6 protein-coding genes and 1 pseudogene are annotated in these 14,108 nt (G+C 57.6%); 2 read left to right on the top strand and 5 right to left on the bottom strand.

All coding sequences use genetic code 11. The annotated features are described in order from the left end of the window. Window positions 1-6: 6 nt before the first annotated feature. Window positions 7-726, top strand: coding sequence for a hypothetical protein (locus ACVI1L_RS22755; protein WP_253640811.1), 720 nt, complete (start codon window positions 7-9; stop codon window positions 724-726). A gap of 225 nt (window positions 727-951) precedes the next feature. On the opposite strand, the gene ACVI1L_RS22750 is transcribed toward ACVI1L_RS22755, so the two are convergent. From ACVI1L_RS22750 to ACVI1L_RS22735, 4 genes are all read right to left on the bottom strand, one after another. Then, complete coding sequence (locus ACVI1L_RS22750) at window positions 952-2,772, bottom strand: NEL-type E3 ubiquitin ligase domain-containing protein (protein ID WP_253640812.1); 1,821 nt, start codon at window positions 2,770-2,772, stop codon at window positions 952-954. A gap of 790 nt (window positions 2,773-3,562) precedes the next feature. Continuing rightward, on the bottom strand, window positions 3,563-3,808 hold the full coding sequence (locus tag ACVI1L_RS22745; RefSeq protein ID WP_229157577.1) for a hypothetical protein: 246 nt from the start codon (window positions 3,806-3,808) through the stop codon (window positions 3,563-3,565). A 206-nt stretch (window positions 3,809-4,014) separates the two neighbouring features. Beyond that, the gene (locus ACVI1L_RS22740) at window positions 4,015-5,598 is read right to left on the bottom strand and encodes a hypothetical protein (RefSeq protein ID WP_456783824.1); all 1,584 of its coding nucleotides are present in this window, start codon (window positions 5,596-5,598) and stop codon (window positions 4,015-4,017) included. A 678-nt stretch (window positions 5,599-6,276) separates the two neighbouring features. Then, window positions 6,277-6,528, bottom strand: coding sequence for a hypothetical protein (locus ACVI1L_RS22735; protein WP_253640814.1), 252 nt, complete (start codon window positions 6,526-6,528; stop codon window positions 6,277-6,279). Window positions 6,529-9,008: 2,480 nt separating this feature from the next. Between ACVI1L_RS22735 and ACVI1L_RS22730 the strand changes: the two genes are divergently transcribed. Further along, on the top strand, window positions 9,009-10,079 hold the full coding sequence (locus tag ACVI1L_RS22730) for a cytochrome-c peroxidase (protein ID WP_305884571.1): 1,071 nt from the start codon (window positions 9,009-9,011) through the stop codon (window positions 10,077-10,079). 804 nt (window positions 10,080-10,883) lie between these two features. On the opposite strand, the pseudogene ACVI1L_RS22725 reads toward ACVI1L_RS22730, so the two are convergent. Continuing rightward, window positions 10,884-13,149, bottom strand: a pseudogene (locus ACVI1L_RS22725) (DPP IV N-terminal domain-containing protein). Window positions 13,150-14,108 lie beyond the last annotated feature (959 nt).

The following is a 14,108-nucleotide window of genomic DNA, read 5'->3' as shown; positions in this document are numbered from 1 at the left end:
CTGGCTATGTTAGCGACCCCTATCTACATCATCTGCTCTCCTAGCCCGCAGGTTGGAAAAACCCTCATCGCTCGCGTCCTGAGCGAGTTCTTGCTGCTCAAAGACGGCACCGCCCTGTCGTTCGATGTCAATCTAAAAGAGCCATCACTGCTCGATTACCTGCCGAAGATCACCGAGACCGCGGATGTGACGGACACTTACGGCAAGATGCAGTTGATGGACCCGCTTATCGTCCACGATCGGGTACCCAAGGTGATCGATCTCGGCTTCCATGCCTTCGACGAATTCTTCAAGATGTGCGAGGAGATCGGCTTCATGAAGGAGACGGCGCGCCGCTGTGTCGCTCCTATCATTCTCTTCATCGCCGGCGCTGACCGCATTTCCTTTCGCGGTTATGACATACTGCGGCGGCAGATTCCGTCAGCATCGCTGGTCACCGTCCACAATGAATTTGCGCTGCGCGGCGGATTACCTGAAGTCATGGATGGCGAGCGGGTGCTCCAGATTTCGGCGCTGCCGCTGTTTCTCAAGAGATATATAGACCGACTTAGCTTTTCCTTCACCGGATATCTGCGGGACGAAAAAGACTGGTCCACCGAGCTGCATCAGTGGATACGACGGAACTACACGATGTTCCGCGACCTAGAATCGAGCTTGATGCTGCGAAGATCCTATCGATCCCGGGGGACGAACATCGAGAGCCTGCGTTGCACAAAGGCAACTTGAGGCTGGGACTACTCGCCATCTATTCGTCCAGCTTATGAGCAGTCGTTTGACCGGCCGCCAACGGCTTCGGCGGTCATGAAATGCACGTGCGAATCCCCGCCAGGATTGGGTGCAATCAAGCGTCCTTTTCCTTGAGCTCATCCGCCCCCAATCGCGCGACCGGCAACTACCTCTTGGGCTTTGCGGGCGGCCGAGACGCATCGATGATCTTTCCAGCGGAGGGGCTCATAGCTCGAAGCCGAGCTTCCCGAGCACCTGGTCCATGACCGCGCCTTTGATCTCGCGGGCGATCTCGTTGCGTATCTGGGCGCCGAGCACCCGCTCGGCATCGGCGTCTCCTGTCAGACCATCCTCGGCCAGCCGCCGATCCAAGCGGGCTTGAAACGGTTCGCCCATCGCGTCGACAAGCCGTTCCTGCATCTCAGCATGGTCTTCGGGCGCGATGCGCCTTAGCACACTTTCCCATGGCTGCCATCGGGTCGCGAGGAACTGCGGAAATTCCGTCGCCTCCTGGTTCCGCACTGCCGTCTCGGCCCTGGCTACATCATCCCCAGTAACGTGAGAGACGCTCATGAAGCGCATATCGGGAGCGATGTGCCGCAGCTCCAGCGCATCATGCAGCCGGGTCTGGTAGGCAAGGTAGACCTCGATCTCATCGATGTCCGCATCCGGATCGGCACGACGAAGCGAGTTGACGGTCTCGCGCGCGATTCGGTCCAAGGCCTCCAAGCGAAACATGACGCGGCCGTGCTGAAGCAGTTCGCCAAGGCGTCCGTCATAGACGCCGTCTTCAACATCCGCGTTCAGGCGTGCGCTCTGCATGCCGTTCCAGGTCAAAGTGATGCGATCTTCACAGCTCGCGCTCGCTCCGGAGGCCAGTTCGAAATACTGCTCGCGCAAATTCGGCCTGATGGCTGCCTGCCGCAGATCTTCGGCGACCGCGTGCCGGAACGCGTCGCGACCATAGTTCACGGTGCCGCGGAGCCTGTCGAGAAAGCGTGCATAATCTAGGGCACCTGGCTCTTCGGCGAAGGCCTGCCAAGCGGTTATTGCTGCCGGCTCGCCCTCGAGCCAGTGCGCGACAACCTCCTGCAGCGACCGCGGCTCAACTTGGACCGCGCCTGCGGTGTTCGAGAAGAAAACCTGCGGGCCGACATAGTCTCCGGCATGCATGGCAGTCGCCAGGCCGGCCTGCACCGCGTCGGGCAGAGGATTGTTCTCCAGATCAACACTCGCGTCACGGCTTAGCTGTGTCAGCACGGTCTCGGGCACGCTGGTTAGCTGGTTGTTGCTGGCGGCAAACCATAGCAGCTCGGCCGGAAACGTCTGGGGAATACTGGTCAGCCGATTATGGCTGGCACTAAGCCATTCAAGCCCGGCCGGAAGAGGCTCGGGCAGATCGGTCAGCTGGTTATAGTCGACATTCAGGCGCTCGAGCCCGGCTGGAAGCTCGGGCAGACGAGTCAGCTGATTGCCCGCGACGTCCAACTCCTGAAGCGTCGCTGGAAGGCGATCGGGCAGACTAGATAACTGATTGTTGTCGACATTCAGACGCCGCAATCCAGGCGGCAGCTCTGCGGGCAGGCTGAATAGCCCGTTGCTAATGGCATAGAGCCGCCGCAGACCGCGCGGAAGCTCGGGCAGCCCGGTCAGCCGATTATTGTTCGCAGAGAGCCGCTGCAGACTGGCCGGAAGAGTTTCGGGAAGGCTGTTCAGCTGATTGTTGTCGACATTCAGGCAGCGCAAGCCGGCCGGGATCGGAGCCGTCAAAGTGGCCAGGGAGAGGGACGACAGATCTAGTGGCTCATTGAGATTGCCCGTGTCCCTCCAGGCCCTCATTCGACTTACCGCCTGCTGCCGATCCTCATGCTGCCCCTGCCCGTCTTCGGCAGCCCAATCCGTCAAGACTAGGTCCGGCAAGTCGGCAGACGCCTGCGCATCCGTCAAGACTTCGTGCCATTGCGATGAGGCCGGAGACCCTGGTTCGGAGCTTTCCCAATCGGAAGCTTCGGAAGGAGCGCCCGTGCCGAGCTGTTCTGCATTCATAAATGTCGTCTCTTGGGTAGCTAAAGGAAGCGAATGCACCGGGGGCGGCGTATCATGAATCCGGTAGAGTCCCGCTATGGATGCGCTTCATCGGCTGACGAGAGCACGGGATCACGAAGCAGTCGCCACGCAGGGATTGGTACGATTACTCTGCGCCGGATGGCGACCGAGGACCAATCTCAACGGGCCTCACTCGCTCCCGGATCGGGTCGATACTGGAATCCACCTCTCCTCTCCTGCAATGCTTGAGCACATCGAGCCGGCCTTGCCAACGAGTAGGGACTTTCAGCCTACGAGATAGAGCTGTCGACAAGCTGACGGCCTCGACGATGATCAATGCGCCGCCCCACATTCCTTCGATGTCTCTCGACGCTTAGTCGCAGGGCTCCGCAAAACGCCCGACGGGATCAAAACGGCTTCCTGCTCGCCGAATTGGTGTCCGAGCGGCGGCCCGCCGGGAGCGTGATGTTGGCAGGACGGCGAGGTTGCCGTTCCTATGCGGTCGAAGCGGCTACCCCTTCCTGAGAGAAGTTGTGTTGATCGACGAGCCGAACGCTAGCAGAGTTTTGCGCGTAACGCGCTCGCTACTCACCAAGGGACAAGGCGTGTACCCAATCAGCCCGACCTGAACGATGAACCTACAGCTATTAATGATCGGGGCCATGATCCTCAAGCTCGACTGGCGCTTTCGCGGATTGCGGCAGGCAAGCGGTAATTCCGCTCGCGGATCCCTTCCGTATCGAACAGACACCGCGTATCGCTGCCGGGACCGAATTTCCCTACGTCGCGCTCAGTGGAGCCGGCCCTCGCCGCGACCAACGAACTCGAGCACTGACTGCGCTTGGTTGATCTCGCGCGACACGCGCTTCAATACCCGTATTGCGACCTCTTCCGTCGCGATCAATCCCGCTCTTTCGCACGCCAGCCCGAAATGATGCATCACTTGTTCGTCGGATGGCGCGATACGATTCTGAAATAGGCTGATCGTCAATGATGAGAGCATATGCTCGACGACGTCGTTTTCAGCCTGGCTCACGAATCTACGTCCTTCTGATTAGTCGCTCGATTCTGTACAATATGGGCATCGCCGATAGGGTCATGACACCTCTCATTGTGCCGGGTTGTCGCCTCTTGACATCGCCGCATGATGCGTATCGAACACCGCTAGCTGGCGCTTTCTTTCCTCGATCGCCTCATCTGCTGGCATCACCTCTCTTCCTCACGAGGCTGCGCGGCCTCAGACTACGCAAGTCTCAGCTCCCTGATGATCTCAGTTATCCTCCCTTGGCCGGCGGCGTGTTGCGGCCACTTGCTAAAGCCACTCAGCAAATTCTCCGATTCGAGCCTGGTAAAGTCAAAGAGCCTGACACCGCGCCCAAGGACCTCATTGACGATCGTGATCGTGGCTTGGCGAGCGGCACTTTCTTGTGGCGATCTGTTGAAGCCGATCAGCAGGCCCCTGAGATCTTGGGTAGTGAAATCCGAGAGCCCCGTCCTCGGATCGGCGCGGCGAAGGACCTCGCCTGCGAGCACCACGTTCACTTGACCGCATGGTAGCTCGTCCGGCCAGTTACTGAAGCCGCTCACTAGGTTTGCAAGTCCCTGCTGTGAGAACTCGCAGAGCTGATCAGCGCGGCGCAGGACCTCGCGAGCGAGTGCGACCGCAGCTCGGCGAGACGCGGCCTCTTCCGGCCACTTACTAAAACCGTTCACCAGGTTTGCCAGCCCCTGCTGAGTCAGATCGGGGAGCTGGGCAGCACGGCAAAATACCCCACCGGCGATCGCGACCGTAGCCTTACGGCAAGTCGCATCTTCGGGCCATTTGCAGAACCCGTTCACCAGGTTCGCCAATCCTTGCTGGGTAAAATGGGGAAGCTGGGCGGCACGGCGCAGGAGCTCGCTTGCGATCGCGACTGTTGCCTGACGAGATGCATTCCCCTCTGGCCATTTGCTGAAGCCATTCACCAAATTCGCCAGATCCTGCTCGCTAAACTCGTGGAACTGCGTCGCACGTCCAAGCACTTCGGTTGCAACCGCGACCGTGACTTGACCGCAGGGCAGCTCTTCAGGCCACTTGCTAAAACCGTTTACAAGGATGGCCAACCCCTGCTGAGGGAAATCGGCGAGCCGGCGGGGGCGCCGCAGGATTTCTAGTGCAAGCGTGGCCGCGGCTTGGCGCAAGGCCGCCTCTTCTGGCCACTTGCTAAATCCGTTTACCAGGCTCACCAATCCTTGCTGTCTAAACTCAGAGAGCTGATGGGGGCCGTCCGCTCGGCGGATGACCTCACCCGCGATTGCAACCGCGGCCTGTCGAAAGTCACTCCCTTCCGGCCACTTGCTGAAGCCGTTTATCAGCCCTGCCAGGCTGAGATTGTTCAATTCTTGAAGCGATTTGCTTTCCTCGCGACAAAACTTGGCTATTCGGACCGCCCCATGGCGACATTCCGCTCTCCTGGCGTGCCTGCCGAACGATGCCGCAAATATGGAAAGCGCCCTGATACCGATCTTTCTCATCAGAGCATGGTCCAGCTGCGACACGCGAGAAGCTATTCTCTCGCAAGTATCCCGCCCCGCCTGACCTCCAGCCCTTCGGCTCACCGCATTGCATGTCGTGGCATAGCCCCACGATTTCTCTGCACGGATGCTTTCCTCGAAACTCGGTAGAAATCTGGATTGAAACTCAACGGCTGCTTGTTGCAGAAACACCGGCAGGTCCGCCTTGCACAGTTGCTTGTCGCGCCTGACCACTGCAGTCGAGAATTCAACAATGCCGCCAGCACGATCGATTTCGTTTAGCGCCGTCGTGAGACTAGTTTGAACGGACATAGGACCTTCCGAGCGTTCATCGCAGCACCCTTCGGCTATATGCGACCGGTCATCGCCTCTGGCTAGATATTAATCGTCTACGCTCTTGGAGCATCTGCCTGACGCCGGGCTGTTCACTCGGCGCGCTTTCGCTGCGCGACTAAAAACGCGATTGCAGTTGTCGCTAACCACATTTTGCTGCCCGCACCATTCCATCGTTCCAGCCAATCCGCTTGCCAGCACTTGACAATGCCCCGCCCAGCGTTCCCGTGGCGATGGTGCAACTCCCCTTCCTGGCCATCGCCTGAACAAGGTTGGCAATCAGCAAGCCATTCCCCTCGGTCTCGATTTGCCAATGAGCCGTCGACGCCTGCCCCATCCTGAGCTTTGTCTTGACGCATCGGCAAGTCTACAACCTGCCGCAACGTGAGATTCAAGCTGTAAATCGGCCTCCCGAGGCAGAGGCGGATTGTATAAAGCGGATATCGATTGCAATACTTGCCGGTGGAGTGCTTATTTAGCTCGACACCGCGTCCAGCTGACGTTTGCCGTCGATAGCTGAGATCCCACCCTTGGCTCATGCGCTTTGTTTGATCGATTTGCGAGCGCCGACGGTCGCGGTCAGGCTCACCCGCCTGCCCGTAGGCGAAAGCATCTCCGCCACGTCATTTCTCATGCTGTAAATGAGAGCGCCCTCACTCATAAATTTATCCATTCGGAAAAACGATTGCCCGTACCGGTGGCGGCGCGGGACTGCCCAACCATTAGAGAGGAGGCGAGCGCAATGAAGGCGCCACCCTTGATACCGCTTGCGCCGCCAGAGGACGATATCGCTATATTGCGGGTCACGAGTTGCCGGCCTAAAGTTAAGCCGCGCCGAGTCTGGGCAATCAACAAAGCCGCCGGACGCTTGTAAGTTTTGGTGCCATAGACCATGGCGACATTCACCATGCTTTACCAGCTCGTGCTTAAACAGCCTAATGCCGGACGTGACTTAACATCTCTCCATCTTTCGTATCTGATGGGCACGAAACTGTAGAGCGCAGGAATTATGCAAGATACGCTATCAGGGCGCGGAGAACACTCGCGGATCTGCCGCGATTTCACGTCAGACGTGCGGTGTAAGGTGATATGGATTAAGAGGGGCCTTGCACAAATCGAACCGCTCGCCACATCTGCGCAGAAACGGGGGAGCAGTCACAAGTCCTCAGACGGAATTGTTCGGCATGAATGCGGAGCCACCGCTACTCATGAAGATCCGCGTGCTTAAGCTCGAATGCCAAAGTGAACTACATCTGCAATGACTTCGATCGATGATAGATTAAGTGAGATCAGGTGGCTGCGGAACGAGATTTGGCGCTGCCGGCGGTTACTTAAGACGGACCTATCTGGCGCGGAACGCGAGGGTGTTGAGAAGCGCCTGCTTGAACAGCTGTCTGCCTTTGAGCGGCTCTCGTCGACGACGTTTCCTTTGGTTTTGAACCCTAATGTTAATTCGACCAAGAGCATCACGACCGGGCCAAACGGCTCCACCGAAGCGCCCATCGAAAACGCCGCAATGGCATCAAGCAGTTCCTTCGCGAATTCAATTGGGGGTTAACCTCAGCGCTCTCCTCGGCTCGATTCGACCCCCTCGAGCCCAACCTAATCCCAATGTGAAAATATCTGGAAGACCGCGATCGAATGCCCGCCCCAACGCGAGCATTCCGCGATTTTTTGCCAGTCATACTCGATCTGGTCACCTGCGGAAAATGCTAGGCTGAAGACAACGACGCCATAGATTGAGGGACAATACGGACTCCTGAACGATGTGCGGCCTAACGACCTCCGACGTTGAAGCAGATTCGTCCGTCGGATCATTTGCAGCCAGCCGATTGCAACTTCACGGTTGCCTTATCCGCCGAACAGGCTGCAGCGCAGATAGCGCGCAACTGCTGCAGTAGCGCATCGAACCTCAAAGCGAACCCTGACCTCGTAACACGCGTGGCGGCCCTGTCGATCGCCGAACGAGGCCAATCGGCTCACGACGTTCAGTGCCGCTGGCGGACGCGTCCGGCTCGACAGGGTGACGATTCCAGTCCGATAGACTTTCGAAACAGTAGTCAGATCAAAGTCCGGTGCTAATCAGCCTGGAACACGTCACCGTGCGTCAAGTTCTGTAACTTCTGCTCGGACGGATCACTCTCGATGGAGGACGATCGGAACTCTATTGAGGCGTCGTTTTCGCCCGCCGTTTCTGTCCGCCGCGGTTGGCATCGCGCGGCGACATTCGACGCCCAAGCTTTTGAAATTGTCCCTAAGACAAAACATGGCTGCGTCTACATCCCTACGTCCTGTGAATCGCTCACAGAAGCGCATTACGTCTGGTCTGCACGACGTAAGGACTTCTTCGGCCCGCTGATCTCGCGCACGAGCGTATCCTGCACACCACATGGCCGCGATCGCGATCGCAGCAAGGGCGGTTGCCGAGCGGTGCGCATTGTAAGTCCACCCCATTCGTCGTCTTTGATTCACCAAACCCCTCTTAAGCCGCATATCCTTCACTATGGTTCTTTGCCCAACGAGCGTCATCTGTTTATCGGGAGCTAGGCAACAGCTCGGCAGCGGCCGTCGCGGGGCCGCCGTAATCATTGTGGTCCCCTGAATCATCGTCTCGCCACGCGCAACACGTTCACTGCTAAGACTGAGACACGACAGAGACCCGCTGCGCTTTGCAGCGCGCGCAATGCGTTCCAGCCTCTGTGACATTCGCGATGCTAGTTCCCAATGTGGCGTTTCCTGATGCGAAGCTCTGCTTCGCAATGCCTACAACCTGACGCTACGATCGATTCAAGCATTTTTAGCGTCCAGCAAGTGTGAATACGCTCTGAGACGGGCACATCCGCATTGTGGACGAACTCGCGCCAGCTGCACGCTTCACCGGCTGCCCCCGTGTGAGAAACGTCGCCGGTGTTGGTCGATGACCGCTCGGCCTAGTGTTGGGTTGAAGGCGCGCCGGGACAATCGGCGATAAGTTATCGCCAACGCTGCTCGCTTGTTCGTCGTCCGATCCAACGATCTTAGAGCCTGCAGACAAGAGTTTGGCACGATAGTTTTCCGAGAAGCACAAGACTTTGGACCGGTGGGTCAGAATGGCTTGTTCTGGATTGTGACGGTCGCGGCTCTGACCGACGGCGGATCCTGTAGGCTCAAGCTGCCCCCTGCCTATTGCTAGTGTGCAATTGTTCAACGCCAGCTCAGCGGCTTCGACCTTGCGCTCCGCTGGCACGGCAGTTGCTACTCAGCGCGTGAGCTGGGTTTGGGTGCAGCCTAGCCGCAACGCGGAAGATATCATTCGTCGTTGATTGCTGCGGATCTTTCTGCGGACGGACTGAAGCGCCCGCACCGCCCTATGTTCGCGATCGCCTGATCTACGACGAAAGAGGCTTAATATGAGGAAACCAGCGGCAGGCGAGCTTTATATGGTGGGCAAGCTATTTGTCGTGGCCATTGCCATTCTGGTTTCGTCGGCAGCAGGTGCCAATGATGATCTAATGAGCGCCGCCAGGCGACTTTTCATGCCGATCCCCTCAATGGTTCCAGCGGTGAAGGACAATCCGATCACCCACGAAAAGGTCGCCCTTGGCAAATCCCTGTTCTTCGATCCGAGGCTTTCGGCGAGCGAGGTCATTAGCTGCAACACGTGTCATAACGTTGGGATGGGCGGGGTAGATGCCGGTCCGACTTCGATCGGTCATCGCTGGCAGCAGGGTTCACGTCGCGCGCCAACTGTCTACAACGCGGTCTTCAACGTGGCGCAGTTCTGGGACGGGCGCGCGGCAGATCTCAAGGCGCAGGCCGCGGGCCCTATCCAGGCCGGCGTCGAAATGAATGCGACGCCCGATCGCGTGCTCAGCACGTTGAATTCCATGACGGAATATGTCGTTATGTTCAGTAAGGCATTCCCCAACGATGCGGCGCCCGTTACCTTTGAAAATTCTGCCAAGGCCATCGAGGCTTTCGAGGCGACCTTGATCACACCCACCGCCCCCTTCGATCAGTACCTTGAGGGCGATGCATATGCTCTCAATGATCAGCAGAAAGCCGGGCTAAAGCTATTCATCGAAAAGGGATGCTCCTCTTGCCACAACGGAATCAACGTCGGTGGACAGGATTACTTCCCGTTCGGCGTGATTAAAAGGCCCGACGCAAACTTGCTTCCGAGAGACGATAAGGGACGTTTTGCCATCACTAAGAATCCTAGCGATGAGTATGTTTTCCGCTCCGCGCCATTGCGCAACGTCGCATTGCGGTCTCCCTACTTCCATTCCGGTCAGGTTTGGAGTCTCAAACAAGCGGTTGGCGTAATGAGCGAGGTTCAACTCGGCATAAAGCTGAGTGACAAAGAAACCGACGAAATTGTCGCCTTTCTAAATTCGCTTACCGGGCAGTTGCCGAAGATCGATTATCCGATACTACCCACACGCACCAACGTCACGCCAAGGCCCTCTTTAGACAAATAGGCCGTCACGATCGCGACACTCCATGTGATTAGCGAGCATACAGCGCAGTGACTCAGGCCGCGACGAAGTCAGGATCGGGTGGTCGAGCTAAAGCTATCAGCCAAACCTCTAGGTCGCTACCCTTTCGCAGCTGACGCTAGCACTCTTTGGGCGCGGGTCGACTTCATCTCGATCCTAGGTGGCTCAGCCCCGGAAAGAACAGCTGGCACTGCAACAAAAGCCGCACTGAGACGCGCCAAGTGACGCTGCTACGAGGGATCCGCGCCTTCCGTAGCTCGCGAGCACCGCATATCATCGCACGCCGGCAATATTTCCACCCTGACTTCAACGATCAAGACGCCCCTACCCTAGCGCGAGGAGCAAGCGCGACGTCGCAGCAATTTGCAATACCGTCCGATTATGCGAAAGGCAACCGCTCTCTCTGACAGGAGAAAAAGTGATGGGGCAGCCGAACGTTTTTGGAAACCGTCACTCTGTACGATCTCACTCCAGTTGAGCAGCTCGAACTTGCGAGAGCAGTTTTGCCTCCCTTGCGCAATGTTACGACGGCACGGCAACTTCGATCTCGTATGCGGGACGCGCAACGCTGACGGGCGGACGCAGGCGCATTCGAATGCGCACAAGCTCCCGGAGGTTGCAAGCTGACATTGCCGCCTCAGCCGCGATGAGCTTCTTAAGAAGCCATTCAGTTGTGAATGCCCTTTGCCTGAAATGCTACAGAGCCCAAGTTTCGGGAGAGCTGTCGTGCGAAGTGTCATGGCGACAGCGACCAAAATGATCAGGGGTCCTTACGCCATCACCACGTCATTTGGCCTTCGGCAACTCGCTCATTGGGGCATTCCAGTTCGGCGTTCTCTGACCGAGTATGCTGCAAACAAAGAAGTCCAGCAGCTTGAGCTCGGCATAATTGCCCGGTGTTCCGTGATTGCCGCCCGGCACATAAAGCATATCGAAGAATTTTCCCGCCTTGATCAGCCGATCTACAAGCTGCAACGTGGAGGACGGATCGACATTCCGGTCCATTTCGCCGACGACAAGCATCAGCTTACCCTGCAACCGATGTGCGTTGTCGATCGCCGAAGACTGCGAATATTCGACGCCGACCGGCCAACCCATGTACTGTTCGTTCCACCAGATTTTGCCATGCGGTTGTCGTAGCAACCGCTGTTGGCCACAGCTACTTTGTAGAATTCAGGATAAAACAGCAGCGCGCTCACTGCATTCTGCCCGCCGGCGGACGTGCCAAAGATGCCGACATTGGAGATATCATACCAAGAATATCTTGCGCTGGCCGCCTTGTGCCACAGGATTCGGTCGGGAAAACCGCCGTCCTTCAGATTCTTCCAAGCAACGTCATGAAACGCGCGCGAGCGGTTATTCGTACCCATGCCATCGATCTGAACAACGATAAATCCCAGCTGGGTGAGCGGTTCGACCCGCGTCGAGAAAGATTTCGGAACGGAAGATCCGTGTGGGCCGGCATAGACATCCTCGACGACCGGATATCTCCTGTTTGGATCGAAGTTGACCGGCAGGTGAATGACGCCCCATATATCGGTCTTGCCGTCGCGCCCCTTGGCAGTGAAGCTCAGTGGCGGCTGCCAACCGACGCCGATCAGGTCTCTTATGTCGGCCCTCTCGACATTCGTAAGTTCGGCATTATCGCTGGTCCGGTACAACACCATGCGCGGCGGCAAGTCAAGGCGTGACCACAGGTCGGCATAGTAGCGGCCGCTCGGTGAGAACTCAATGTGATGATTGGCCTGCTCAGGCGTCAGCGCAGTCAGTCCCCTCCCATCGAAGTCGATGCGATAGGCGTGGATGAAATAGGGATCCTCCCCAGAGTTCATCCCGCTGGCGCCAAACCAGATCTGGCGTCTGATCGGATCGACATAATAGACCGCGCGGACCACCCAATCTCCTCTGGTGATCTGATTTTTTAGCTCACCGGTCCGGCCACTGAACAAATACAGGTGCTCATGCCCGTCGCGCTCGGACGCCCAGATGATCTCCTTCCCATCCTCAACGTCGTACCGGAAGGTCTTTCCAGTACGCGGCTGCAGACGCCCGTACTCGATAAAGGTCTCGCTGACCTCGTCAATCAAGGAGCGCACCTGCCCGGTGGCGGCGTCCACCTCGACAAGTCGATAGAGCTGATGCCCACGTTGATTGTATTCGAAGGTAAAGCCACGTCCGTCCTTCCACCACTTGATCGGCGACAGTTCATACGGATTTGGGAAAGCGGTGCTGTCGATTGCAATCACGCGCCGGCTGACGACATCAATGAGCACCGGCTGGGACAACGCCAGGGCATCACCCGGCTTTGCGTATGTCATCGACAAAGGCCTGGGTTGAATCTGGTCAGTTGGAGAAGATTCGACGTAGTGAATCTTCCTTTGGTCGCCTGGACGGATCCGATAAGCAGCCAGGCGAATTGAGTCCGGAGACCATCTCAACGTCGACAAAGCATAGTAGTTTCCTTCTGATCCGTCCCAGGTCAATGGGATGTCCTGCAAGCCGTCCTTGCTGCGCAGAAAGATATTGTAGTTTCTAATATAGGCGTCCCATCTCCCGTCGAGAGATGTACTTGTCTTCGACGAATGATTCACAGCAGGTAGCGTGTCGTCAGCACTCAGCCCTGATGGACCTGCATGCTTGTGCAGACATAACTTGCAAGTTCGCAGCTCCAGCGGGTATTCTCGATTTCGAAACTGAGCCTTTGACCGCTATCGGCCAGCTCGAAACGGGCGAAGGGCAGATCGTCGGCTTTGTAGTTCTTATGGCTCTTCCTGTTCAGCGCCGCCGCGAGGCGAATCTGATCAAAAGCTGGTCGCTTTACACCTGTGGCAGCATTCACCAGCATGAACTGGCGTTTGCCCTGGGTTGTACGTCGGTAGACGAACGACTCGCCCTCTGGCAGCCAGAACGGCACTTCGGGTACATTGACGGTGAGTTGGCCGTAGCGGTCGCCGATCGTCAGCGCTCGCTCATAATCGGACTGAACCAGCGGCGGACGGGCGATTTCGTCGGCCAGGGCATGCGTGGCAGCAGATTCCGGCTGGACCAGCATCGCAAGCACTACAAGAACTCCAGGTCGCATTTCATCCCACGAAAATGACAAGCTCGTGCCAACCGCGGCAACCTGACCAATGTCCGATCGCTGCTCGGTCGCCGGTGATATGCAGGGGCCATGCCAGCTGATGCGGCGCGCGTGCCGGCTCTTTTCGATCTCAACGTCGTTTTCGCGCCAAGATCTGTGACTGTTCAACGCACAGCTGGTCGGAGGTCGAACACAAAGCACATATCGCACGTGGTCTGGTGGTTGATTTCAGGCCGCAGCATGCTGAAAGACTTGAACTCCGGCTCCAACAACTGCCAAGGCAGCATGAAGATGCCATCGAAAGTCAACCGATTGGCTCCTACCGCCATCACATGCAAGGACGCAGCGATCTCCTCTTCGTTTCGCCACGGCTGCCGTGGTTGTTGCAGCTGGTCAGATATGCGATCATCTTCGTCATCAGATCGCGCGCCTCGGCCTCGACGGCAATTGCAACCGGACGATAAGTGCCGCTGGTTAGACGTACATCATTTGGTCGACAGCTCTTTGACTTGCCGTGAGGCGCAATCGATGGGCTGCCAATGATCGAGCCTCTGTCGGTATCGTTGCAGACGCCCCTGCCGGTCGAATCCGTCTGCTCCGAGAACGCAACGTCGTACTCTCGACACCTTGATGCGGGGACTGACGCGCAATGGAGCGGTGGTGTTGCGGTGTGCTGCTCCTGATGAGAGAATGTTGCACGCACTGGCACCGTTGATCGGTTGCGGCCGAAACCACCTGTGTGCTGATGTGACCAGGAGATCGATCATGAGTTCGCGCGTGACGCCTCGCCCTCCGGTTGCTGGGACGATCGCGCGCGGCTACGAACTGGGCTGGATCTGAATGCTCATGACCTAGCGATAACTCGCATCCGTGAGATGTCCGTCCAGGCGATCACGAAAGCTTCTAGATAGCCAGTCAAGTCCCTCAGG

The sequence above is a fragment of the Bradyrhizobium sp. USDA 4516 genome, from assembly GCF_054055915.1.
Note: the sequence above shows the minus strand (reverse complement) of the source record. Positions and strands in the feature narration are given on the sequence as shown.

Bases quoted from the DNA above. Each gene is read 5' to 3' on its own strand.
- ACVI1L_RS22755 (WP_253640811.1), top strand. From the start codon at position 7: ATGTTAGCGACCCCTATCTACATCATCTGCTCTCCTAGCCCGCAGGTT.
- ACVI1L_RS22750 (WP_253640812.1), bottom strand. From the start codon at position 2,772: ATGAATGCAGAACAGCTCGGCACGGGCGCTCCTTCCGAAGCTTCCGAT.
- ACVI1L_RS22740 (WP_456783824.1), bottom strand. From the start codon at position 5,598: ATGTCCGTTCAAACTAGTCTCACGACGGCGCTAAACGAAATCGATCGT.
- ACVI1L_RS22735 (WP_253640814.1), bottom strand. From the start codon at position 6,528: ATGGTGAATGTCGCCATGGTCTATGGCACCAAAACTTACAAGCGTCCG.
- ACVI1L_RS22730 (WP_305884571.1), top strand. From the start codon at position 9,009: ATGAGGAAACCAGCGGCAGGCGAGCTTTATATGGTGGGCAAGCTATTT.